We start from the raw sequence: 23,284 nt of genomic DNA on the forward strand, positions 1-23,284 counted from the left end.
TTCCGGCAGATTGAGACAAATATGCGCCGAACCAAAGCCGAAGCCGCCGAGACGCGGGAAGCCATACTGATAGCTGCTGAACAGATGTTTCTGGAACGCGGAGTTAATCAGTCATCGCTCATGGAAATAGCATCCCATGCGGGCGTGACCCGCGGGGCAATCTATTTCCACTTTCATGACAAGCTCGACATCTTTCAGGCCATCATCGGTCAGGCCCGATTTCCGCAAGAAGAGATCATGCTCCAGGCGGCGAGCGTTGATCACCCCAACCCGCTGCATGTGCTTGAACAGTCCATTGTTTCCGCGCTGGAACTGTTCGTGACGAATGAACGCCAGCAGGTCATCTTCACCATCATCAACCAGCGCTGCGAATATGTGGGTGAAATGGCCCCGGTGGTGGAGCGCATCAAGGAAGCACGCGACAATGTGCTGTCGCTTTTCACCGGCCTTCTGGATGTGGCTGAGCGGCGCGGCGAACTTTCTGCGGAATGGACTGCCAGCACGGCAGCCCCGATCTTGCTCGCAATTGTCAGCGGGCTGCTCAATGAATGGCTACGCAGCGAAAAGAATTTCGATCTGGTGACCGGCGGCAGCAAGGCGGTCAGGACGCATATTCAATCTTTGCGAAGGAACAGTTGAGCCCCGCCAGAGGTGCAAAACACCGCGTTTTGGCTCTCAATCGCGCCATTTCCGTCATGGCGGACCGTATTCTTGATAGGGATAGGCAGTCCTGATCCAGCCGTCGCTAAAGTGTTTCAGGAAGACTCGACACGCTAATATTTTACGTTTACGTCAATGTAAGCCTTGCGAAGATGTGGAAACTCGACCACATTATTCTTGAGGAAGCGACCTGAGAGGACGGGTAAGCTTTGGGAGAAGGGCGGAGAGCGATCCGCCAGAGCATTTCCAGCAAAACTGCGAAGCGGTTTTGCGTCGGATAATGCTCAAAAAATAGATTGAGCGGTTAGGACGATTCAGCCTTCGCTGAAACCGCTCTCGATGCAACGGACGGAGCGATCCGGGGAGAAAAGATGGCAAAAAAAGCGACAGGGCAAAGCGCATCCGCAACCGAAGCCGTCACGACGGAGCAGATCAATCCTGCACCTGGACAGCCGAACCGGTATTGGCTGCAATCCTATCCGGCTGGTGTTCCCGCCGAGATTGATCTCAACCGCTCGATGTCCATCGGCGACATGATCACCACCGCCTGCCGCCAGTTTCCCGCCAATCCTGCCTTCACCTGCATGGGCAAGGACCTGACCTATAAGGCGCTCGATGAGAATGCGCGGGCGCTCGCGGCATTCCTGCAATCGCGTGGTCTGGTCAAGGGCGACCGTGTCGCCATCATGATGCCGAACGTGCTGCAATATCCGATCGCCATCGCCGCCGTGCTGCGTGCCGGTTTTGTCGTGGTCAATGTTAATCCGCTCTATACACCGCGCGAACTGGAGCACCAGCTGAACGATTCCGGCGCAAAGGCGCTGATCGTGCTGGAGAACTTCGCCGCGACCGTTGAAAAGACCCTGCCCTCTGTCAAGCTGTCGACCATCATCGTGGCGTCCATGGGCGATATGCTGGGCCTCAAGGGACACATCGTCAATCTGGTCGTGCGCAAGGTCAAGAAGATGGTTCCGGCCTGGAACCTTCCGGGTCATGTCAGCTTCAAGGATGCTCTGGCACAGGGCAAGTCAAAGCCCTTCAATCCGGTTCCCGTCGAAGGATCGGACCTCGCCTTCCTGCAATATACCGGCGGCACGACCGGCATTTCCAAAGGCGCGATGCTCACCCACAGCAACATTCTTGCCAATGTCGAGCAGATGGGCGTGTGGACCGAGGTGGCCTTCCGCATCAAGGGCAAGCCGAAAGCGCTGAACTATGTCTGCGCGCTGCCGCTCTATCACATCTTCGCGCTCACGGTGAATGCGATGCTGGGCATGAAGCTTGGCGCGCGCAACATCCTGATCCCCAATCCGCGTGACATTCCGGGCTTCGTCAAGGAACTGAAGAAATATCCGTTCCACATCTTCCCCGGCCTCAACACGCTGTTCAACGGCCTGATGAACAATCCCGATTTCAAAACGCTGGATTTCAAGCCGCTGATCCTGACGCTCGGCGGCGGCATGGCCGTGCAACGCCCCGTGGCCGAACGCTGGCAGGAAATGACCGGCTGCCTGATCACCGAAGGCTATGGGCTTTCGGAAACCTCGCCGGTCGCCAGCGCCAATGCGCTGGACGCAACCGAGTTCAGCGGCACGATCGGCCTGCCGATGCCATCAACCGACATCACCATTCGCGATGATGACGGCAATGATCTGCCGCTCGGCGAAGTCGGTGAAATCTGCGTGCGTGGCCCGCAGGTCATGAAAGGCTACTGGAACCGGCCCGACGAAACATCGCGCGCCATCATGCCCGACGGCTATTTCCGCACCGGCGACATGGGCTTCATGGACGAGCGCGGCTATACGAAGATCGTCGACCGCAAGAAGGACATGATCCTTGTCTCCGGTTTCAACGTTTATCCGAACGAGATCGAGGAAGTCGCGGCGGAACATCCGGGCATTGTGGAGTCGGCCGCCATCGGCGTTCCCAATGAACATTCCGGTGAAGTGGTGAAGCTCTATGTGGTGCGCCGCGATGCCAATCTGACAGCCGATGACGTCAAGGCTTTCTGCGCTGAACGGCTGACCAACTACAAGCGTCCGCGCGAAATCGAATTCCGCGAAAGCCTGCCAAAGAGCAATGTGGGTAAAATCCTGCGCCGCGAATTGCGCGATTAGAGCGCCGATCTGATTGGATCAGAGCCGGGGTTTTCGCCCCGGCTTTTTTCTTTCGATCAGGCCGATGGCGGGGCGAGCGGCTGCACGATTTCCTGAAAGGGTGCGAGAGCCTCGCAGCGCCCGGCCAGACCTGCCAGCGCCGGATATTTCGTCGCATCGAACAGGCGCCCATGGGCCTCGCCAACAAAACGCAGTGCGCAGGCAACCGCTATATCCGCATGACCGATATCGGTGCCGAACCAGAACGGCGAACCGCGCAGGGCCAGATCGCTTTCCAGACCATCAAGCACGCGACCGATCTGCATTTCGCACCGCTCCACCCAGACCGGCGATTGCTCACTGCGCAGGAGGCCCTCATAGAGAAGGCTCACCGCCTTGTCGGCAAGCCCGGTGGCCAGCGCGCAAACCTTTAGCGCCTGACGCCGTTCTAAACCGTGCCCGGCAATCAGCGGTCTTCTGACTTCGGCAATCTCATCGAGATAATCGAGTATCGCCGCACTTTCGATCAGCACATCGCCATCGTCGAGAAGCAGGGTCGGCACCCGGCTGAGCGGGTTATATTCGGCCAGCCGGTCGCGGTCGCCGAATGTGGACCATGGCCAGTGCTCGAACGGCAGGCCGTAGAGGCGCATGGCGATTGCGACACGCCGCACAAAGGGAGAATCATACTGGCCGATCAGGATCATGGGCTTACGCTCGGATGAGGTTCTAACCCGGCCATGCTACCGCAAGACCCCACTTCCGCAAGGGTCACTGCGATGAATTCTTCTGAACGGAAGATCAGAAAACGGAAAGCTTTACGTTATGGCTTTCAGCAGTTCCGGCAGACCTGCAATGGAATCCAGCACCACATCCGCATGCGGTTCCAGCGCTTCACGCGGGCTGTTGCCTGACAGGACGCCGACTGCAAGCCCCGCATCCGCCGCATGAGCGGTTTCGAGATCGTGCAGATTATCCCCCACCATCGCTATTTCACGCGGCTGAAGCCCCAGCTTTTCCGCGAAATGCAGCAACGGATCGGGATAGGGTTTTGGCCGTGCCGCCGTGTCATAGCCGATGATCACGTCGAAGAAGCCCTCGATGCCGAGCGCCTTGGCGGTCGCATGGGCGCCCGCCTCGGAATCATTCGTCGCAATGCCGAGCCGATAGCCCATGCCGCGCAGTGCTTCCAGCGTTTCGCGCAGACCTTCGATGGCGACTGCCGAACGCGCGCCCTCCTCAACCGCATAGCGGTCATATTCACCGATCACACTGCGCAAATCCGCCTTGTCCAGTTCCGGATGCCAGAGCGAGACGATATCTTCCACCGTGCCAGCCGCAATCACCGAATTGGCGCGAAAGCGCTTTGCCGCCCAGTCATAGCCGCCAGCATCGAGCAGGGAGCGAGCATGCTGCTCCCCGCCCTCTCCCAAGCGCTGGGCCGAGCGCTGCGCCAATGTCCACGACACTGAAAACCAGGTGCGGTCGAAATCGATCAGCGTACCGTCCTTGTCGAAAAGAACAGCACGGATTTCTTTCAGGCGATCAGCCAAGGGCGTCGCACTCATGCTTCGAGTGCGCCTGCACGCTTCTTGACGGAAGACGGCTTCGCGCCGAGCAGTTTCAGAAGATCATCCCCCCGGCGCACATAGCGCAGTGAGCGGCGCGTCAGGATGCGACCGGCCTGCGGGGCGGTCATGACGATATCGTGTTCCGGTTCGCCCGGCACGGTGACGATCGTGACAAGCTTTGCGCCTGCTTCAACCACATCGCCCGGTTCGACATGGAAGAACACCATGCCGCCTTGCGGCGCACGGACCATTTCGACATTCGAGAGCGGCGAGATGAGCCCCTTATAGTCGAGGTCGAGCTTGACGCTCTCGTCGCGAATGACGCCGCGATGCACGAGGAACTTATAGAGACCTTCCCCGTCGCCCTTGCCCATATCGGCATAAACGTCGGTCAGGCCGCGGAATTCCACCGTGGTCACTGCGCGGCGCTTCATATTGCGCTTGTCTTTCGGCAGTTGCAGAACGGGATGCGCGCAGGCTTCCTCGAAGGCAGCGTCAGCTGTGGTGTCCCAGGCAAGGATTGCCGTGGAATTGAGCGCGACGGCCAGATCCTTCATGTCGTCCACGAAATCATCCGCGATATAGACATAGTTTTCGCTCTCGTCGTCGCAATGCAGATCGAGCACGATGTCGTTCGGCAGAGCGAGTTTCAGAAGCGTCGCCTTGAGGCGCTTGGCCAGCGCTTCCGGCGCATCGGGACCGGGCAGTTCCGATGTGTCGAAGTCGGGCAGAAGCGGGAATGCGCGATTGAAATTCACCGCCGAGAACATCTCGAAACGGCCCTGATGCTGATAGGTCTGCCATTGGTTCGAGCCAATCGGGTTGGCCTGCGGCACCACGGTGATGTTGCCCAGAATGCGGCCTTCTTCGCCGGCCTTTTTGAGCATAGGGATGAGGAAATGAAGTGCGGCTTGCCCCGGCAGTTCCGAACCGTGCAGCGAGGATTGCAGATAAGCGGTCGGCGCATCGCCGCCCTTGCCCGCAAAGCGCAGCACGCGCAGTTCGATGGCATTGCCCGGTACGTCGCCCGCAAATTTGATGATCTCGGTCTTCATGTCTCGTCCCATTTCATTTTATACGAATGGAGCCGGGTCTGGTACAAACCCGGCTCCACATCATTTCTATTACGCAGGATTATGCCGTCAAGCTTTGCGTCGTGCGTGCAGATGCGCGACAAGACCTTGCGTGGAGGCGTCGCGACCGCCAGCCGATTCCTTGCCGGAAACCACCGGCAGCAATTCGGTCGCAAGTTCCTTGCCCAGTTCCACGCCCCACTGGTCGAAAGCATTGATGCCGAAAATCTGCGCTTCGACGAACACGCGGTGTTCATAAAGCGCGACGAGGCGACCCAGCGCATATGGGGTCAGCATATCGTGCACCAGCGTCAGCGACGGGCGGTTGCCGGAGAATACACGATGCGGCGCAATGCGTTCGACATCGGCTTCCGGCATTTTCTTCGCCTGCAACTGGGCGCGGGCCTCGTCCAGCGTGCGACCCTTCATCAGCGCTTCCGACTGCGCGAGGCAGTTGGCCAAGAGCATTTCATGCTGATTATCGAGCGCCGGTTCATGGCCCTTCGCCGCCACGATGAATTCCAGCGGAATCGTATCCGTGCCCTGATGCAGAAGCTGGAAGAAAGCGTGCTGGCCGTTGGTGCCCGGCTCGCCCCAGACAACCGGACCTGTCGGGCCGGAAACCGGCTTGCCGTCCACGGTCACGCTCTTGCCGTTCGATTCCATGTCGAGCTGCTGGAAATAGGCGGCGAGACGCGACAGACGCTGATCGTAAGGGATGATCGCCCGGCTGCCATAGCCGCAGATCGCCCGATGCCAATAGCCGATCAGGCCAAGCCACACAGCCAGGTTATTCTCCATCGGCGCATCGCGGAAATGCACATCCATGGCGTGCGCACCGGCGAGGAACTTGCGGAAATTATCCGGACCGACAGCGATCATCACCGGCAGGCCGATGGCCGACCATACCGAATAGCGACCGCCGACCCAATCCCAGAAACCGAACACGCGCTCTTCGGCAATGCCAAAGGTCGCGACCTTGTCGAGCGCCGTCGACACGGCGGCAAAATGCGCACCCACGGCAGCTTCGCCCAGCGCATCGGCAATCCATTTGCGCGCCGTCTGCGCATTCGTCATGGTTTCGATGGTCGTGAAGGTCTTCGAGGCGATGATGATCAGCGTCGTCGCCGGATCAAGCGGGGCCAGCGTGTCGGCGATATGTGCGCCGTCGATGTTGGAAACGAAATGAGCGCGTGGACCGTCGTGGTAAGGCGCCAGCGCCAGCGTGGCCATGACCGGGCCGAGATCGGAACCGCCAATACCGATATTGACGATGTCAGTGATCTTCTTGCCCGTCGCGCCCTTCAGCGCACCCGAACGGATGCCGTCAGCAAAGGCCGCCATGCGATCCAGAACCTGCTTCACATCCGGCAGCACATTGTGACCGTCGACGAGCACTTCCTTCGACGAGGTGTCGCGCAGGGCTACATGCAGCACGGCGCGGTCTTCGGTATTGTTGATGTGCTCACCTGCGAACATGGCGGTGCGGCGGCCTTCCACGTCAGCGGCCTCTGCCAGTTCCTTCAGCAGTGCAATGGTCTCGTCATTGACCCGGCATTTCGACCAGTCGAACAAGAGATCGTCCAGCGAGAGCGAATAACGCTCGAACCGGCCCGGATCGGATTGAAATGCCGCGCGCATGTCGTGCGGGGCGTTCTCCGTCCAATGCTTTTTCAGCTTAGCGACCGTTGCTTCAAGCTTCGTCGCGTCTCTTGCCATGATGCTACTCCCGAATCAAATCGATTTAATCGCGGATATTAGGGCAGTTTAAGAAAGAATGCGGCGATTAAATAACCGAAACTTCCTATTTGGATAGATTGCCATATACATCTTATCAATCAAATTACATTGATAGCAGGACGCGTCTGGAGCAAAGCATGGACCTGACCGGTGAAGAACGCATAGCAGCGCCAAGACAGGCGGTGTGGGACGCGCTGAACGACATTGAGACGCTGAGAGACTGCATACCCGGCTGCGAGGACATCGAGCGTCTCTCGCCAACTGAAATCCGCGCCGCGCTCAAGGTCAATCTTGGCATTATCAAAGTCCGGTTTCACGGCATGCTGGAACTGTCCAACATGAACCCACCTGCCTCCTATACGATTTCCGGCCATGGCGAGGGTTCGATTGCCGGTTTTGCCCATGGCGTGACCGATGTAACGCTGACCGAAGATGGCGACGACACCATCCTCTCCTATGCCATACGCGGCGATGCGGGCGGCAAGATCGCCCAGCTCGGCACCCGGCTGCTCGGCTCTGTCGCGCGCAAGGTCGCAGACCGGTTCTTTACCAATATTGCCGAAGCCGCATCCGGCAAAGCGGCAAAAACCGCATAATTTCAAATAGCTCTTCAGCTTAAACTCACGTGCCTTGCGGCACGCGATTCTGGACGTTCTATGCGTACCGCATTTCCGAACGCAAAACCGTTTCACACTTTTGCTGGAAATGCTCGGGAATCATAAATTGACCAGATGATAAAAAATTTGACCTTCCGAAAAAATCTGTCATCCTACCCTTAACCGGAGCAGGCAACAGCAAGATTGCAGCCCGGACATGAGCGGCATTGCGCAAAGGGAACCCGCATGTCGCATAGAGCACCGAGGCGTCCACAGGGACGCACAAAGGTCGCTCTGAAGCATTTCTACGCATCGTGATTTCCAAAGATCGATCCCGATTTTTGGGCCAATACTGTAGATAAAAATGGGAGATGCGATCCATGAATCCTTCCACAAGGGGATCCGCAGGCAGTTCATCCATTGATGCAGAAGCGGGCCACACGCCTGACATTCACGGCGCGCGCCTTGCGGCCGGTGAATATGCGCATGTGTTTGACGATCTGCATCCGCCGCTGACGCGGCACGAAGCCATTGTCGAATCCGACCGTTGCTATTTCTGCTATGACGCGCCGTGCATGAATGCCTGCCCGACGGGCATCGACATTCCGATGTTTATTCGGCAGATCAATGCAGGCAATCCGGTCGGCGCGGCCAAAACCATCCTGAACGAAAACATTCTCGGCGGCATGTGCGCCCGCGTCTGCCCCACCGAAACGCTGTGCGAAGAAGTCTGCGTGCGCGAAACGGCTGAGGGCAAGCCAGTCAAGATCGGCAATCTGCAACGCTACGCCACCGATGTTCTGATGGCCGAAGGCAAGCAGCCCTTCAAGCGCGGACCAGAAACCGGCAAGCATATCGCCGTGGTCGGCGCTGGTCCTGCCGGTCTTTCCGCTGCGCACCGTCTGGCCATGAAAGGCCATCAGGTCACCGTGTTCGAGGCGCGCGCCAAGGGCGGCGGCCTCAACGAATATGGTATTGCGGCCTACAAGACCGTCAACAATTTCGCCCAGCGCGAACTGGAATTCGTGCTGGAAATCGGCGGTATCACCGTCGAATACAACCAGACACTGGGCCAGGATATTACCATCGAAGCGCTGAAGGCGGGCCACGATGCGGTGTTCCTCGGCATGGGTCTGCCGGGCGTGAACGATCTTGGCCTTGCTGGCGAAGATGCACCCAATGTTCTCGACGCGGTCGATTACATCGCCAATCTGCGTCAGGCGAAGGACCTCTCCACCCTCCCCGTCGGTCGCAATGTGGTCGTCATCGGCGGCGGCATGACGGCAATCGACGTCGCGATCCAGACCAAGAAGCTTGGCGCGGAAAATGTCACCGTCGTCTATCGGCGCGGTCAGGAAAGCATGAATGCCAGCGCCTATGAACAGGAACTGGCGCAGATCCACGGCGTCGTGATCCGGCACTGGCTGCAACCCCATGCGCTGGAACGCAGCGGCGACGGCATCGTCCATGCCGTGACCTTTGAATATACCGGCAATCAGGACGGCAAATTGGTCGGGACGGGCGACTATCTGACGCTTGAAGCGGATCAGGTCTTCAAGGCTATCGGCCAGACATTCGATCCAGAACCGCTGCGCGGCTCCGGTATCGGCATGGCCAAGGGCCGGATCAGTGCGGATGCGGAAGGCCGCACCTCGGTTGAAGGCATCTGGGCGGGGGGCGACTGCGTTGCCGGCGGCAAGGACCTGACGGTCGCATCGGTCGAGGCGGGCAAGGTTGCCGCCGAGTCGATCCATGCAGCGCTGACACGGCGTCCGCAGCCAGTGGAAGGCTTCGCAGAAGCCGTGCTTTCCGGCGGCGCGCACCACACGACAGCATCCCCGCGGGACAGAAGCGTCCCGTCCGATCAATGGGCAACGACCCAGCTTGGCAACGAGCAAGGCTGAGGAGGTTCAAGACATGGCTGATCTTTCAACGAATTTTCTCGGCATCAAATCACCCAATCCTTTCTGGCTGGCTTCGGCCCCGCCGACCGACAAGGCCTATAATGTGGAGCGCGCCTTCAAGGCGGGCTGGGGCGGCGTCGTGTGGAAGACGCTGGGTTCGGAAGGCCCACCAGTGGTCAATGTCAACGGCCCGCGCTATGGCGCGATCCATGGCGCAGACAGGCGACTTCTCGGCCTCAACAATATCGAGCTGATCACCGACCGCCCGCTGGAGGTCAATCTGCGCGAGATGAAAGAGGTGAAGATGCGCTGGCCGGACCGCGCGTTGATTGCCTCAATCATGGTGCCTTGCGAAGAGGAAGCCTGGAAGGCGATCCTGCCTCTGGTCGAGGAAACCGGCGCGGACGGCATCGAACTGAACTTCGGCTGCCCGCATGGCATGAGCGAACGCGGCATGGGTGCGGCTGTCGGTCAGGTACCGGAATATGTCGCCATGGTCGTCAAATGGTGCAAGCAATATAGCCGCATGCCGGTGATCACCAAGCTGACGCCCAACATCACCGACATTCGCAAGCCAGCCCGCGGCGCTCATGCAGCGGGTACGGATGCCGTATCGCTGATCAACACGATCAACTCCATCGTCTCGGTCGATCTCGACCGCATGTCGCCGGTGCCGTCGATTGACGGTCGCGGCAGCCATGGCGGCTATTGCGGCCCGGCGGTGAAGCCCATCGCGCTCAACATGGTGGCAGAAATCGCCCGCGATCCCGAAACCCACGGCCTGCCGATTTCAGGCATTGGCGGCATCACGACATGGCGCGATGCGGCAGAGTTCATCGCGCTCGGTTGCGGCACGGTGCAAGTCTGTACGGCGGCCATGACCTACGGGTTCAAGGTCGTGGAAGAAATGATCGACGGTCTGTCGGACTGGATGGATTCGAAGGGCTATGAAACGCTCGACGATTTCCGCGGCATGGCCGTGCCGCAGGTTTCAGACTGGCAATATCTGAACCTGAACTATGTCACCAAGGCGCGCATCGATCAGGATCTCTGCATCAAGTGCGGTCGCTGTCACATTGCCTGCGAGGACACTTCGCATCAGGCAATCACCAATCTCGTCAATGGCGCGCGCCATTTCGAGGTGATCGATGAGGAATGCGTGGGCTGCAATCTCTGCGTCAATGTCTGCCCGGTCGAGGACTGCATCACCATGGAGCAGATCGGCGGCGTCGATCCACGCACCAAGGCGCCGATCGCACCGGATTACGCCAACTGGACCACGCATCCGAACAACCCGATGGCTGTGACGGAAGCGGCGGAGTAAAACATGATCCCGAAAAGTTGTTCGACTTTTCGGACAAGATCATGCGGAAAAAACAGCCAGCGATCAACAATGAAAAGCGCCGGGCAAAACCCGGCGTTTTTCGTTTAGCCCGTCAGGCGATCAGACGATCAGTCCCTCGGCGCGCAAGGTCTTCCAGAGTTCATCCGGGATAGTCTGCTCGAACCATGCCACATTGGCGCGGATCTGGTCCGGCGTGCGAGCGCCGACGAGAATGCAGCTAACCGCCGGATGCATCATCGGGAACTGGACGGCGGCAGCGGCCAAAGGCACGTTAAAACCATCGCAAATATCGTGCAGCCGTTCGGTGCGGGCGATGATTTCGGCAGGCGCATCGGCATAGTTGAACTTCTGCTGTCCGCCGCGCGGCGAAGCCAGAATGCCCGAGTTGAACACACCGGCCACGACCAGCGCCATGCCGCGCTTTTGCACCAGCGGCAGAAATTCCTTTTCCGCGTCCTGATCCAGCAGCGAGTAACGTCCGGCCAGAAGCGAGCAATCGAGATCGGCTTCGTCCAGCGCATCGCGAATGGCCTGCCATTCATTGACGCCGAGGCCGAAGCCCTTGATGTTGCCCGCATCGCGCAGTTCGGTCAGTGCACGAAAACCGCCGCCCTTGGTCAGCGCGCCCCAATGGTGCTCGTGCAGATCGGCATGAGTGACGCGACCGATATCGTGGACATAGAGCAGATCGATATCGGGATAGCCGAGCCGCTGCTGGCTGTCGTCGAAACTTCGCATGATGCCGTCATAGCTGTAATCGAAGACTTCCTGAAACTTGAGCCCGTTGCACCAGCCGGAATCGAATTCGTTCTTCGGCGGCGCTGGCGGCAGCTTGCGCCCGGCGCGCTCGGTGGTCATCAGGCGGCCAACCTTGGTGGAAATGACGAAAGGCTCGCTCGTTTCCCGGAGCATATCACCCAGAAGATGCTCGCTGCGGGTGTAACCATACATCGGCGCAGTATCGAAATAGCGGATGCCGCTGTCCCAACCTGCTTGCAACAGCGCTGTCGCATCTGCACGCGAGACAGGCTCGTAAAGCCCGCCCAGCGGCGCAGTCCCCAGACCAAGCGCCGTGACTGACAGACCGGTGCGGCCCAGCACCCGCCGTTCGGTGGCCTTGAATCCCATGAAATCCTCACTTCCTCACACCGCGCATGACCGGCGGCGTTCTCCCATTCGCCGAACTGATAATGCACATCGCGAAAACTGTGAAACGGTTTTCGCGATGTGTCTGGAACAAATTGTATGGAATTCAGCTGTCCTTGAAACGCGCCTGAATGCTCTGCGACAGCAGGGCCACCGGGCGGGTCAGGTCACCGGGCGGGTTCCACAGCAGCTCCTCGATCTCGCTGGAAGCCACCGGCACCTGACCATCCTTCAGTGTCAGATGGAAAAGCTCCGCTTCCACGGTCGCGTCCACCTCATTGGCGGCAGGGGCTGACATCTTCGCCGCATAGCGCAACTGGCTCGCGTCGATATGGATGCCAAGCTCTTCCTCGATCTCGCGGATCAGCGCGATTTCGGGTTGTTCGCCCGCATCGATCTTGCCTCCGGGCTGGAAGAAGATGGTGCTACCGCGCTTGCGCACCAGCAGGAAATGGCCTGCCTCGTCGCGGATGATGGCTGCTGAAATGCGAATCGTTTTCATGATGCGGCAGGTTCGTCCCGCGGGCGAATTCCGTCAAGGATGATGGCGCTGACCACTGCCGCCGTTTCGTCGTAAAAGCCCGGCTTTTGGGTGCGGTCTTCCAGTATTGCGGAAATCTGCACCGAGAAATCCGAATAATGCTGTGTTACCGCCCAGATCGTGAAGATCAGGTGGTAAGGGTCGACGGGCACGATGCGCTTTTCCGCGATCCAGCGATGAATGACAGCCGCCTTTTCATCCACAAGCTGCTTCAGATGCCCCTTCAGAAAATCGGAAATGGCTGGCGCGCCGTGCAGAATTTCATTGGCGAACAGCCGCGAAGCCTCCGGCTTTTTGGCTGAAATTTCCAGCTTCACCGCGATATAGCGGCGCAATTCATCCAGCGGATCGCCTTCCGGATCGATATTCTCGAAGGGCTCCAGCCAGGTGGCGAGCGTGTCTTCCAGGACCGTCACATAGATGTTCTGCTTGCGCGGAAAATAATAGAGGAGATTGGGCTTCGACATCCCCGCCTTCTCGGCGATCTGGTCGATGGTCGAGCCGCGAAATCCATAGTTTGAAAACACTTCCAGCGCCGCGTCGAGAATGAGCCGGCGATTGATGCCCTGAATGCGCGTCGCGCCTTCCGTCTTCTCATGTGCAGCCGGATCGGCATGCGTGGGGGATGAGGCAGATGGGGGTGCGGAAGGGGCTGTGGCCATTTGACACCTTTCGGCAGTGTAGAATTTTTCAAAAGCGCTTGACCGTCTTCGAACGCTCTTCTAGCCTGCATTTTGACCAACTAGTCAAGTTTTTGCAATTCAGGCAAGAATATTGTGGCCAAAGAGCCGGGTCGCGGGAACATTTTAAGCGGGTGGATACGAGCCAGAACCAGAATTGGCGGGGTATCCAACGCATCCATACAATGAGGAGGTCGAGCGCATGGTGCTCACCAGCAATCTCAGAGTCAATGGCGACCGCCTGTGGGACAGCCTGATGGATATGGCCAAGATTGGCCCGGGCCTGCGCGGCGGCAATAATCGCCAGACGCTGACCGATGAAGACGGCGAAGGTCGCAAGCTTTTCCAGTCATGGTGCGAAAAGGCCGGACTGTCGATGACCGTCGACACCATGGGCAACATGTTTTTCCTTCGCCCCGGCGAAGATGCCGATGCCGACCCTGTCTATATGGGCAGCCATCTCGACACACAGCCGACCGGCGGCAAATATGACGGCGTTCTGGGTGTGTTGGGCGGCCTCGAAGTCATGCGCACGCTGAACGACATGAATATCCGCACCAAGCGCCCGATCGTGGTCACCAACTGGACCAATGAGGAAGGCACCCGCTTTGCGCCTGCCATGCTGGCTTCGGGCGTGTTCGCAGGCGTGCTGGATCAGGACTGGGCCTATGCGCGCACCGACGCCAAGGGCAAGAAGTTCATCGATGAGCTGGAGCGCATCGGCTGGAAAGGCGACGAGCCCGTCGGCAAGCGGAAAATTCACGCCATGTTCGAACTGCATATCGAACAGGGACCGATCCTTGAGGCTGAAAACAAGGATATCGGCGTCGTCAGCCATGGTCAGGGCCTGTGGTGGCTGCAAGTGACGCTGACCGGCAAGGAAGCGCATACCGGCTCGACGCCGATGAAGATGCGCAAGAATGCCAGCCTCGGCCTTGGCAAAATGCTGCAACTCGTCAACGAAATCGCCATGGCGCATCAGCCGGATGCCGTTGGCGGCGTCGGCCATATCGACGTCTCGCCCAATTCGCGCAATGTCCTGCCGGGCACGGTCGTGTTCACGGTGGATTTCCGCTCGCCCAATCAGGCTGTGCTCGACGGCATGAAAGCGCGCTTCGAAAAGGAAGCGCCGAAGATTGCCGAGGAACTGGGCATCGGCATTGAGATCGAAGTGGCTGGCCATTTCGATCCTGTCACTTTCGACAAGGGCTGTGTGGAAGCCATCCGCAATGCCGCCGAACGGCTTGGTTACAGCCATCGCGATCTCGTTTCCGGTGCTGGCCACGATGCCTGCTGGGTCAATCGCGTTGCACCGACGGCAATGGTCATGTGCCCATGCGTCGACGGTTTGAGCCACAATGAAGATGAGGAAATTTCGAAGGACTGGGCGTCGGCTGGGACCGACGTGCTTCTGCATGCCGTATTGGAGACTGCTGAAATTGTAAGCTGATTTCACTGCCATCCAATACGGCTTCTGTTTCGCAACAAAACCAAAAAGGGGAACGAACAGTGGCCAGTAAAGTGATCAAGGGCGGCACAGTCATCACTGCCGACCGCACCTTTAAAGCCGACGTTCTCATCGAAGGCGAGAAGATTGCTGCCGTTGGCGACAATCTGACCGACGATGAAATTATCGACGCCACCGGCTGTTATATCATGCCCGGCGGCATCGATCCGCATACCCATCTGCAAATGCCCTTCATGGGAACCTATTCGTCGGACGATTTCGACACCGGCACAGCGGCAGCGCTTGCGGGCGGCACCACCATGGTCGTCGATTTCGTGCTGCCGGATTCCGAGGGCAATCTGCTCGACGCGCTTCAGGAATGGTTCCAGAAGGCGGGCAAGGCGCGCACCGATTATTCGTTCCACATGGCCATCACCGGCTGGAACGAGCGTACCTTCAACGAGATGGCCGAAGTGGTGAAGCGCGGCATCAACACCTTCAAGCATTTCATGGCCTATAAGGGCGCGCTGATGGTGAATGACGACGAGATGTTCGCCTCGTTCCAGCGCTGCGCAGAACTGGGCGCCATGCCGCTCGTTCACGCTGAAAACGGTGATGTCGTCGCCCATTTGCAAGCCAAGCTGATGGCCGAAGGCAATAACGGACCGGAAGCCCATGCCTATTCGCGCCCGCCGGAAGTCGAAGGCGAAGCCACCAACCGCGCCATCATGATCGCCGATCAGGCGGGCGTGCCGCTTTATGTGGTGCATGTTTCCTGCGAGCAGAGCCATGAAGCGATCCGCCGCGCCCGGCAGAAGGGTATGCGCGTCTTCGGCGAGCCGCTGATCCAGCACCTGACGCTGGATGAAAGCGAATATCATAACAAGGACTGGGATTATGCCGCGCGCCGCGTGATGTCGCCGCCCTTCCGTGACAAGGTCAATCAGGACAGCCTGTGGGCAGGCCTTGCGGCTGGCAGCCTGCAATGCGTCGCGACCGACCATTGCGCCTTCACAACCGAGCAGAAGCGCTATGGCATCGGCAATTTCGTCAAGATCCCGAACGGTACCGGCGGCCTTGAAGAACGCCTTCCGGTTTTGTGGTCGCGCGGTGTTCGCACCGGTCGCCTGACGCCGAACGAATTCGTTGCGGTGACGTCGACCAACATTGCGAAGATCCTCAACATCTATCCGCAAAAGGGCGCTGTCCTGCCGGGAGCCGATGCCGATCTGGTCATCTGGGATCCGGAAGCCACCAAGAAGGTTTCGGCCAAGACACAGCACTCCTCCATCGATTACAATGTGTTCGAAGGTTTCGAGCTGAAGGGCCTGCCGGTCGTGACGCTCTCTCGCGGTCGCGTTGCCTTCAACAAGGGCAAGGTTACGGCCGAGCCGGGCGACGGTCGCTTCATCGAACGCGAGCCGAACGGCGCCGTGAACAAGGCATTGTCGCAGTGGAAGGAAATCGTTGCTCCGCGTAAGGTAGAACGCAGCGCAGAACATATGCCGATAGGAGTCTGACACATGGCTCTAGCTCAGCTTCGGGAACCGCGCATGAATGTAAATGACAGCATGGCCCCGGAGCGGGGCTTGGGTGATGCGCAGACGGTGATCGACATCAAGGATCTGTCATTGGTTTTCGAGACCAATGACGGGCCAGTCCATGCGCTGTCCAATATCAACCTCGCGATCCAGCGTGGCGAGTTCGTTTCCTTTATCGGTCCTTCGGGTTGCGGCAAGACCACGCTGATGCGTGTGGTCGCCGATCTCGAACAGCCGACTTCCGGTTCGGTCACGGTCAACGGCAAAACGCCCGCGAATGCGCGTCTCGACCGGTCCTATGGCTATGTGTTTCAGGCAGCAGCCTTGTTTCCATGGCGCACGATCGAGGACAATATCGGCCTGCCGCTGGAAATCATGGGCTATTCCCGGGCGGAGCGTCAGGAGCGGATCGAGAAGAATCTCGCGCTCGTCAATCTGACCGGCTTTGGCAAAAAGTTCCCATGGCAGCTTTCCGGCGGCATGCAGCAGCGCGCTTCCATTGCACGTGCGCTGTCGTTTGACCCCGACATGTTGCTGATGGACGAACCCTTCGGCGCGCTTGATGAAATCGTGCGCGACCACCTCAATGAACAGCTTCTGAAACTCTGGGCGGCGACGCGCAAGACCGTGATCTTTGTCACCCATTCGATCCCGGAAGCCGTGTTTCTTTCCACCAAGATCGTCGTCATGAGCCCGCGTCCGGGCCGCATTCATGAAATCATCGACTGCGATCTTGGACCGGACCGCACGCTGGATATTCGTGAATCAGAAGCTTTCCTGAAAATCGCCCATCGCGTGCGCGAAGGCCTGCGGCTGGGGCATATTCATGAGTAAAGCTCGCAGCCCATATTTTATCATACGAGGCCGAAGATGAAGGCCTTCCTGCACGACAAATTCATTCCCGTGACGACGGTTCTCGCCGTGTTCGTCGCGCTCTGGTATGGGCTGGCGGTCTTTCTGAATGCGCCCTTCGAACGCGATCAGGCTGAGCGCGCCGGAACCGAGATTTCGTTTTCCACGCTCGTCGCCAATACGATGAGCCAGGAGCGCCCCGTTCTGCCCGCGCCGCATCAGGTGGCGCAGGAAATCTGGAAGACCGTCTTCGAAGTCAAGCCAAGCTCCAAGCGCAGCCTCGTCTATCACGGCTGGGTCACGCTTTCCTCGACGCTGCTCGGCTTCGCACTCGGTTCGCTTCTTGGCATTGCGCTGGCGGTCGGCATCGTCCATTCGCGCACGCTCGACAGGAGCCTGATGCCGTGGATCATCACCTCGCAGACGATCCCGATCCTCGCCATCGCGCCAATGATCATCGTGGTGCTGAACGCCATCGGCATATCGGGCCTGCTGCCGAAAGCCTTCATATCGACCTATCTGTCCTTCTTCCCCGTTGCCGTTGGCATGGTGAAGGGGTTGCGGTCGCCGGATGTCATGCATCTCGACCTCATGCGCACTTATAATGCGTCACGGGCGCAGGTGTTCTGGAAGCTGCGCTGGCCAGCGGCCATGCCGTTTCTCTTCACATCGATGCAGATTGCCGTTGCCATCAGCCTTGTTGGCGCAATCGTCGGCGAATTGCCGACCGGCGCCGTGGCAGGACTGGGCGCGCGCTTGCTCGCCGGTTCATATTACGGGCAGACGGTGCAGATTTGGGCGGCACTCATCGCCGCTGCCGTCATGGCCGGCGTCTTGGTGGCATTGGTCGGGCTGGTGGCGCGCATCGTCAACAGCCGCATGGGCGCAAAGCCGGAAAGGGCGACGGCATGATGACCGGCATCCTCTCCCTGATCGCCATCATTGCGGTGTCGTGGGTGATTGTGGGCTGGGTTTCCAGCCTCAAGGCCCGCACCCCGCAAGGCCAGAAACTGCTCGACATCGCGGTTCCTGCCCTGTTCGGCATCGCCATGCTGGTGCTGTGGGAAGCAGCCGTCCGGCTGTTTGCCATACCGCAAGTGCTGCTACCCGCACCTTCCGCCATCTGGGCACGGATCGTCGATTCCGTGCCGATCCTCTGGGCGGATTTCCGCCAGACCTTCATGAAGGCGGTCATCATCGGTTATGTCGCCGGTTGTGGGCTTGGCTTCATCACGGCCATCGTTGCAGACCGCATCCCCTTCCTGCGCAAGGGCCTGTTGCCGCTTGGCAATCTGGCGGCGGCGCTGCCCATCGTCGGCGTCGCGCCGATCATGGTGATGTGGTTTGGTTTCGGCTGGGAGTCGAAGGCTGCCGTCGTCATCATCATGACCTTCTTCCCCATGCTGGTGAATACGGTCGCAGGCCTTGCCAGCACCGGTTCAATGGAACGCGACCTGATGGAGACCTATGGCTCCAATTACTGGCAGACGCTGGTGAAGCTGCGCCTGCCCGCCGCCATGCCCTTCATCTTCAACGCGCTGAAGATCAATTCCACACTTGCGCTGATTGGCGCTATCGTGGCCGAATTCTTCGGTACGCCGATTGTCGGCATGGGCTTCCGCATTTCGGCTGAGATCGGCCGCATGAATGTGGACATGGTCTGGGCCGAGATTTTCGTCGCCGCTCTGGCGGGATCGCTCTCATACGGGCTGATCGCGCTGATCGAGCGCAAAGTGACATTCTGGCACCCTTCTTACAGGCGGGGGTGAAGCCTTTCCCGCAAAAGCGCGAAATGCTTTTGCGGGAAATGCGTAAATGTAAGCAGATCCGGTATCCGCCAACATAAGGCGGGACCGTCAACCAGAGGAGAACCAAGCATGAAGAAGGCACTATCCATAGGCCTCGCAACAGCCGGACTTGCTCTAGCACTCATGAGCACGACGGCCATGGCCGCAGACAAGCTGACCTTGCAGCTCAAATGGGTCACGCAAGGCCAGTTCGCGGGCTATTACGTGGCCAAGGACAAGGGTTTCTATGATGAAGAAAAGCTCGACGTCGAGATCAAGCCGGGCGGTCCGGACGTTGCGCCACCACAGGTGATCGCCGGTGGCGGTGCGGATGTGGTGGTCGACTGGATGCCGTCGGCGCTCGCCACCCGCGAAAAGGGCGTACCGCTGGTCAACATCGCCCAGCCTTTCAAGAAGTCGGGCATGATGCTGACCTGCCGTAAGGAAACCGGCATCACCAAGCCGGAAGATTTCAAGGGCCGCACGCTGGGCGTCTGGTTCGGCGGCAATGAATATCCGTTCCTTTCCTGGATGAACCATCTGAAAATCCCGACCACCGGCGGCAAGGATGGCGTTACCGTTCTGAAGCAGGGCTTCAACGTGGACCCGCTGATCCAGAAGCAGGCCGACTGCATCTCGACCATGACCTATAACGAATATTGGCAGGTGATCGATGCCGGTATTCCGGCCGACCAGCTTGTCGTCTTCCCTTATGAAGAACAGGGCGTGGCGACGCTGGAAGACGGGCTCTATGTGCTTGAGAAGAGCCTTGATGATCCGGCTATGGTCGACAAGCTGGCACGCTTTGTCCGCGCTTCGATGAAGGGCTGGCAATATGCGTCCGAACATCCTGATGAAGCCGCCGACGTCATTCTCGACAATGATTCTTCCGGTGCGCAGAAGAAGGAAGTTCAGGAGCGCATGGTCAAGGAAATCGCCAAGCTGATCGACGGCTCGGATGGCACGCTCGATGTTGCCGCTGCCGACCGCACGGTTGAAACGCTGCTTGGCGGCGGTTCCGATCCGGTCATCACCAAGAAGCCGGAAGGCGCATGGACCGCCAAGGTCACCGATGCGATGAAGAAGTAATCATCGCACTCTCAATATGAAAAAACCCGGAAGCACGCTTCCGGGTTTTTGTTTGTCTATCCAGTATGTTACTTGAATTTTTCTTCCAGAGCCACAGCCCGAACAAGCTCGCGTTGCAGACGCGCTTCTTCCTCGACCTTTGGCTTGGTGAAGCGTCCGAGCAGCAGATAGGCCACCGGCGTCACATACAGCGTCGCAATGGTTGCAAGGCCAAGACCACCGACGATCACCCAGCCGAGCGCCACGCGGGCTTCCGCCCCGGCCCCGCTTGCCAGTATCAGCGGCACGCCGCCGAGGACGGCGCAGATCATCGTCATACAGACCGGACGCAGGCGGATATTGGATGCTTCCTCAACGGCCTCCCGCACACTCAGCCCCTTGTCGCGCAACTGATCGGCGAATTCGACGATCAGAATGCCGTTCTTGGCCATGATGCCAACCAAAAGCACAAGGCCGATCTGGCTATAGACATTGAGGCTGGTGCCGGTCAGCATCATCGCGATGACAGCGCAGCCAAGACCGAGCGGTACCGTTGCCATGACGATCAGCGCACTCACGAAGCTTTCAAACTGCGCCGCCAGCACCAGCAGAATGATGATGATGGCAAAGCCGAACACCATGGCGAGACCGCTGGAGGTTTCGCTGAGCGTCGAGGCTTCGGCCAGTGGAATGATATGGCTGCCCAGCGGCAGAAGCGGCGCGGCAATTTCCTGTGCAGCGGTGAAGGCGTTGCCGAGCGCGAAATCAGCGCGCAGGCCGGTGGTGATAGCCACCGAACGCTGACGCGTTTCACGATCGAGCTGCGGCGGCACCGCCTTTTCAACGACGGTCGCGATGGACGACATCGGCACATAGCGACCGTCCGCCGCTTTCATGAAGATGTTTTCCAGATCGGTCGGGTCATTGATCGGATTGGTGGTCGCGACGAATTTCACGTCGAAACTGCGGTCGCCCACATAGACCGAGCCAATCTTGCGCCCGTCCAGCACCGACTGCACGGCATTGGCGAGGCCGGTAATGTCGATGCCAAGATCGGAGGCGCGTTCACGGTTGATCTCGACAGAAAGCTGCGGTTGTGTCGGCTCCACCGAAAGGCGCGGCTGCACAAAGCGCGGATCTTTTTCCAGCGCCGCGACGACGGCCTGCGCGGCAGGCTGAAGCTTGGCGTAATCACTGCCGACGATGGCGAATTGCAGTCCGTTACCGGCGCCGCGAATACCGAGACTGTTCGGCTGCGTCGAGAAAATGCGCACGGCGGTAATGTTCTGCACCCGCTTGGTGATATCCGCCATGATCTCCTGCTGGCTGCGGTGACGCTCCTTCCATGGCGCAAGCGTCAGCACCATGAAACCATTATTGGAAGAGCCGCCGGAACCGGCAATGGCATAGGTGGTGACAATCTCGCCATCGTCGCGCAATGGCTGGATTGCCTCCTCGATCTTGTTGAGCTGCGATTGCAGGAAGTCAACGCTGATGCCTTGTGGCCCGTTGATACGCAGCACCGCCACGGCACGGTCTTCAGACGGCGTCAGTTCCTGACGGATCGTGCCAAAGACGGCAACCGATGCGCCGCCGAAAAGCAGTGCAACCAGCACGACGACCCATGGCGCGGCCAAACAGGCATGAAGGGTCTTGCGATAGAAACTTGCAAGCCCGCCGCCAATACGGCGCAGGAAAAGCGGACCATGCGCGCCTTCGGTCTCGCCGCTGCCTTCTTTCAGAAAGCGCGAGGCCAGCATCGGGCAAAGCGTCAGCGCCACCACAGATGACAGCAAAACGGCAATGGCCAGCACGAAGCCGAACTCGCGGAACAATCCGCCCGCCTGCCCCGGCAGAAACGAAATCGGCACGAACACGGCAGCCAGTGTCAGCGTGGTCGCGATGACGGCGAAGAACACTTCCTGCGTGCCAAGCACGGCAGCAGCGCGCGGGCCCATGCCCTGATTGCGCCGTCGCACGACATTTTCCAGCACCACGATGGCGTCATCGACCACAAGACCGGTCGCAAGCACCAGCGCCAGCAATGTCAGGATGTTGATGGAAAAGCCCGCGAGATAGATCGCCGCAACGGTGCCGATCAACGCCACCGGCATGGACAGGGCCGGAATGAGCGTGGCGCGAATATCCCACAGGAACATGAAGATGATGGCCACCACGATGATCACCGAAGCGATCAGCGCAATCTCGACTTCATGGATAGCGCCGTTGATGAAGCTTGCATCATCGCTGGTGACGGCGATGTTGACACCCGGCGGCAGGGTTTGCTGGAGATTAGCAACGGCAGCGCGGACGCCTTGCGAAATATCGAGCGTGTTGGACTGCGCCTGACGCACAATGCCCAGACCGATAGCCATCTTGCCATTGGAACGCACTGCCGAACTTTCGACATCCGGCCCGAGGGTCACAGTGGCGACATCACGGATCTGCGTGCGGCCCTTGATGTAGACATTCTCGAAATCTTCGGGCTTTTCCAGATTGGCCGTCGCACGCACCACGATGGCCTGATCGGAGCTGCGCAGCGATCCCGCTGGCGCATCCAGCCCCATGGAATTGAGCGCGGTCGCCACATCGGCCAGCGTCAGCCCGTAGCTCGCAAGGCGCGCCTGATTGATGTCGATGCGGAAAATCTTGGCGCGGTCGCCGTTAATCTGCACATCGGCCACGCCCGGCACAGCCGACAGCACGTCCTGAATCTGGTCTTCGATCAGCACGGTCATGTCGTCCACGGACATGGTGTCCGAGGTGACGGCCAGTCGCATCACGGGATCGGCATTCGAATCCGCCTTGATGATGCGCGACGGATCGGCTGCTTCCGGCACCGTGTTGGCAACGCGTGAAATCGCATCGCGCATATCGGCGGCAGCAACATTGAGATCGACACCGTCGTTGAACTCGACCGTCACACGGCTGCGCTCGAAGGACGATGTCGAGGAAATCGACTTGACGCCGGACACGCGCGCAACGGCGTTTTCCAGAACCTGCGTCAACTGGCGGTCGATGGTTTCGGCGGACGCGCCGCTGAAATCCGTGCTGATCGTGACGACGGGACGATCGACATCGGGCAATTCGCGAATATCGACGCCGGTGATAGCGGCAAGACCTGCCACGACAATCAGAACATTGATGACGAAAGCGAAGACCGGGCGACGAATGAAAAGCGCCGTCGAGCCGCCGCGCTCAGCGGATGATGATTTATGACTGCTCACCAGCGCCCCC

At 59.2% G+C, this 23,284-nt stretch carries 19 protein-coding genes; 11 read left to right on the forward strand and 8 right to left on the reverse strand.

Annotated elements, in window-relative coordinates; all coding sequences use genetic code 11:
* Positions 1-21: 21 nt before the first annotated feature.
* Both FHW00_RS11040 and FHW00_RS11045 read left to right on the forward strand, forming a co-directional pair.
* The gene (locus tag FHW00_RS11040) at positions 22-639 is read left to right on the forward strand and encodes a TetR family transcriptional regulator (protein WP_078337893.1); all 618 of its coding nucleotides are present in this window, start codon (positions 22-24) and stop codon (positions 637-639) included.
* Between the two features lie 392 nt (positions 640-1,031).
* The gene (locus FHW00_RS11045; RefSeq protein WP_078337892.1) at positions 1,032-2,777 is read left to right on the forward strand and encodes a long-chain fatty acid--CoA ligase; all 1,746 of its coding nucleotides are present in this window, start codon (positions 1,032-1,034) and stop codon (positions 2,775-2,777) included.
* Between the two features lie 56 nt (positions 2,778-2,833).
* On the opposite strand, the gene FHW00_RS11050 is transcribed toward FHW00_RS11045, so the two are convergent.
* From FHW00_RS11050 to pgi, 4 genes are all read right to left on the reverse strand, one after another.
* Positions 2,834-3,463: a glutathione S-transferase family protein gene (locus tag FHW00_RS11050; RefSeq protein ID WP_078337891.1), complete on the reverse strand. Its 630-nt coding sequence runs from the start codon at positions 3,461-3,463 to the stop codon at positions 2,834-2,836.
* A gap of 111 nt (positions 3,464-3,574) precedes the next feature.
* Positions 3,575-4,324: an HAD family hydrolase gene (locus FHW00_RS11055; protein WP_078337890.1), complete on the reverse strand. Its 750-nt coding sequence runs from the start codon at positions 4,322-4,324 to the stop codon at positions 3,575-3,577.
* Positions 4,321-5,382 carry a succinylglutamate desuccinylase/aspartoacylase family protein gene (locus FHW00_RS11060; protein WP_078337889.1) on the reverse strand — a complete coding sequence of 354 codons (1,062 nt, stop codon included), beginning with the start codon at positions 5,380-5,382 and terminating at the stop codon, positions 4,321-4,323. Before FHW00_RS11060 ends, FHW00_RS11055 begins: the two co-directional genes overlap by 4 nt.
* Positions 5,383-5,469: 87 nt before the next feature.
* Positions 5,470-7,119, reverse strand: coding sequence for a glucose-6-phosphate isomerase (pgi, locus tag FHW00_RS11065; RefSeq protein ID WP_078337888.1), 1,650 nt, complete (start codon positions 7,117-7,119; stop codon positions 5,470-5,472).
* A gap of 158 nt (positions 7,120-7,277) precedes the next feature.
* Between pgi and FHW00_RS11070 the strand changes: the two genes are divergently transcribed.
* From FHW00_RS11070 to preA, 3 genes are all read left to right on the forward strand, one after another.
* Positions 7,278-7,736: an SRPBCC family protein gene (locus FHW00_RS11070; protein WP_078337887.1), complete on the forward strand. Its 459-nt coding sequence runs from the start codon at positions 7,278-7,280 to the stop codon at positions 7,734-7,736.
* A 380-nt stretch (positions 7,737-8,116) separates the two neighbouring features.
* Positions 8,117-9,640 carry an NAD(P)-dependent oxidoreductase gene (locus FHW00_RS11075; RefSeq protein ID WP_445557891.1) on the forward strand — a complete coding sequence of 508 codons (1,524 nt, stop codon included), beginning with the start codon at positions 8,117-8,119 and terminating at the stop codon, positions 9,638-9,640.
* A 13-nt stretch (positions 9,641-9,653) separates the two neighbouring features.
* Positions 9,654-10,964: an NAD-dependent dihydropyrimidine dehydrogenase subunit PreA gene (preA, locus tag FHW00_RS11080; protein WP_078337885.1), complete on the forward strand. Its 1,311-nt coding sequence runs from the start codon at positions 9,654-9,656 to the stop codon at positions 10,962-10,964.
* 120 nt (positions 10,965-11,084) lie between these two features.
* On the opposite strand, the gene FHW00_RS11085 is transcribed toward preA, so the two are convergent.
* The 3 genes from FHW00_RS11085 to FHW00_RS11095 form a co-directional block, all read right to left on the reverse strand.
* Positions 11,085-12,113: an aldo/keto reductase gene (locus FHW00_RS11085; RefSeq protein WP_078337884.1), complete on the reverse strand. Its 1,029-nt coding sequence runs from the start codon at positions 12,111-12,113 to the stop codon at positions 11,085-11,087.
* Positions 12,114-12,237: 124 nt separating this feature from the next.
* The gene (locus tag FHW00_RS11090; RefSeq protein WP_078337883.1) at positions 12,238-12,633 is read right to left on the reverse strand and encodes an NUDIX hydrolase; all 396 of its coding nucleotides are present in this window, start codon (positions 12,631-12,633) and stop codon (positions 12,238-12,240) included.
* Positions 12,630-13,334, reverse strand: a complete 705-nt coding sequence (locus FHW00_RS11095; protein WP_078337882.1) for a TetR family transcriptional regulator C-terminal domain-containing protein — start codon at positions 13,332-13,334, stop codon at positions 12,630-12,632. Before FHW00_RS11095 ends, FHW00_RS11090 begins: the two co-directional genes overlap by 4 nt.
* A 220-nt stretch (positions 13,335-13,554) precedes the next feature.
* Here FHW00_RS11095 and FHW00_RS11100 point away from each other — a divergent pair, with 220 nt between their 5' ends.
* The 6 genes from FHW00_RS11100 to FHW00_RS11125 all read left to right on the forward strand — a co-directional run bounded on the left by FHW00_RS11100 (position 13,555) and on the right by FHW00_RS11125 (position 20,068).
* Positions 13,555-14,802: a Zn-dependent hydrolase gene (locus FHW00_RS11100; protein ID WP_078337881.1), complete on the forward strand. Its 1,248-nt coding sequence runs from the start codon at positions 13,555-13,557 to the stop codon at positions 14,800-14,802.
* Between the two features lie 59 nt (positions 14,803-14,861).
* On the forward strand, positions 14,862-16,319 hold the full coding sequence (hydA, locus tag FHW00_RS11105; protein WP_078337880.1) for a dihydropyrimidinase: 1,458 nt from the start codon (positions 14,862-14,864) through the stop codon (positions 16,317-16,319).
* Between the two features lie 3 nt (positions 16,320-16,322).
* On the forward strand, positions 16,323-17,174 hold the full coding sequence (locus FHW00_RS11110) for an ABC transporter ATP-binding protein (protein ID WP_445557890.1): 852 nt from the start codon (positions 16,323-16,325) through the stop codon (positions 17,172-17,174).
* Between the two features lie 36 nt (positions 17,175-17,210).
* Positions 17,211-18,104, forward strand: coding sequence for an ABC transporter permease (locus FHW00_RS11115; protein WP_078337878.1), 894 nt, complete (start codon positions 17,211-17,213; stop codon positions 18,102-18,104).
* Entirely contained in the window at positions 18,101-18,961 is an 861-nt protein-coding gene (locus FHW00_RS11120) for an ABC transporter permease (RefSeq protein WP_078337877.1), read from the forward strand. Before FHW00_RS11115 ends, FHW00_RS11120 begins: the two co-directional genes overlap by 4 nt.
* A gap of 108 nt (positions 18,962-19,069) precedes the next feature.
* Complete coding sequence (locus FHW00_RS11125) at positions 19,070-20,068, forward strand: ABC transporter substrate-binding protein (protein ID WP_078337876.1); 999 nt, start codon at positions 19,070-19,072, stop codon at positions 20,066-20,068.
* 68 nt (positions 20,069-20,136) lie between these two features.
* Here the strand turns inward: FHW00_RS11125 and FHW00_RS11130 are convergent, their stop codons facing one another.
* Positions 20,137-23,274 (reverse strand): efflux RND transporter permease subunit, encoded by a 3,138-nt coding sequence (locus FHW00_RS11130; RefSeq protein ID WP_078337875.1) that lies wholly within the window; start codon positions 23,272-23,274, stop codon positions 20,137-20,139.
* Between the last annotated feature and the right edge of the window lie 10 nt (positions 23,275-23,284).

The organism is Ochrobactrum sp. P6BSIII, assembly GCF_014138065.1.
Taxonomy (GTDB): Bacteria; Pseudomonadota; Alphaproteobacteria; order Rhizobiales; family Rhizobiaceae; genus Brucella.

Excerpts from the sequence above, each read along its gene's own strand:
- FHW00_RS11085 (WP_078337884.1), bottom strand. The coding sequence starts at position 12,113 with ATGGGATTCAAGGCCACCGAACGGCGGGTGCTGGGCCGCACCGGTCTG.
- FHW00_RS11040 (WP_078337893.1), top strand. The coding sequence starts at position 22 with ATGCGCCGAACCAAAGCCGAAGCCGCCGAGACGCGGGAAGCCATACTG.
- pgi (WP_078337888.1), bottom strand. The coding sequence starts at position 7,119 with ATGGCAAGAGACGCGACGAAGCTTGAAGCAACGGTCGCTAAGCTGAAA.
- preA (WP_078337885.1), top strand. The coding sequence starts at position 9,654 with ATGGCTGATCTTTCAACGAATTTTCTCGGCATCAAATCACCCAATCCT.
- FHW00_RS11120 (WP_078337877.1), top strand. The coding sequence starts at position 18,101 with ATGATGACCGGCATCCTCTCCCTGATCGCCATCATTGCGGTGTCGTGG.
- FHW00_RS11045 (WP_078337892.1), top strand. The coding sequence starts at position 1,032 with ATGGCAAAAAAAGCGACAGGGCAAAGCGCATCCGCAACCGAAGCCGTC.
- FHW00_RS11110 (WP_445557890.1), top strand. The coding sequence starts at position 16,323 with ATGGCTCTAGCTCAGCTTCGGGAACCGCGCATGAATGTAAATGACAGC.
- FHW00_RS11125 (WP_078337876.1), top strand. The coding sequence starts at position 19,070 with ATGAAGAAGGCACTATCCATAGGCCTCGCAACAGCCGGACTTGCTCTA.
- FHW00_RS11100 (WP_078337881.1), top strand. The coding sequence starts at position 13,555 with ATGGTGCTCACCAGCAATCTCAGAGTCAATGGCGACCGCCTGTGGGAC.
- FHW00_RS11090 (WP_078337883.1), bottom strand. The coding sequence starts at position 12,633 with ATGAAAACGATTCGCATTTCAGCAGCCATCATCCGCGACGAGGCAGGC.
- FHW00_RS11050 (WP_078337891.1), bottom strand. The coding sequence starts at position 3,463 with ATGATCCTGATCGGCCAGTATGATTCTCCCTTTGTGCGGCGTGTCGCA.
- FHW00_RS11075 (WP_445557891.1), top strand. The coding sequence starts at position 8,117 with ATGAATCCTTCCACAAGGGGATCCGCAGGCAGTTCATCCATTGATGCA.
- FHW00_RS11115 (WP_078337878.1), top strand. The coding sequence starts at position 17,211 with ATGAAGGCCTTCCTGCACGACAAATTCATTCCCGTGACGACGGTTCTC.
- FHW00_RS11095 (WP_078337882.1), bottom strand. The coding sequence starts at position 13,334 with ATGGCCACAGCCCCTTCCGCACCCCCATCTGCCTCATCCCCCACGCAT.
- FHW00_RS11070 (WP_078337887.1), top strand. The coding sequence starts at position 7,278 with ATGGACCTGACCGGTGAAGAACGCATAGCAGCGCCAAGACAGGCGGTG.
- FHW00_RS11055 (WP_078337890.1), bottom strand. The coding sequence starts at position 4,324 with ATGAGTGCGACGCCCTTGGCTGATCGCCTGAAAGAAATCCGTGCTGTT.
- FHW00_RS11060 (WP_078337889.1), bottom strand. The coding sequence starts at position 5,382 with ATGAAGACCGAGATCATCAAATTTGCGGGCGACGTACCGGGCAATGCC.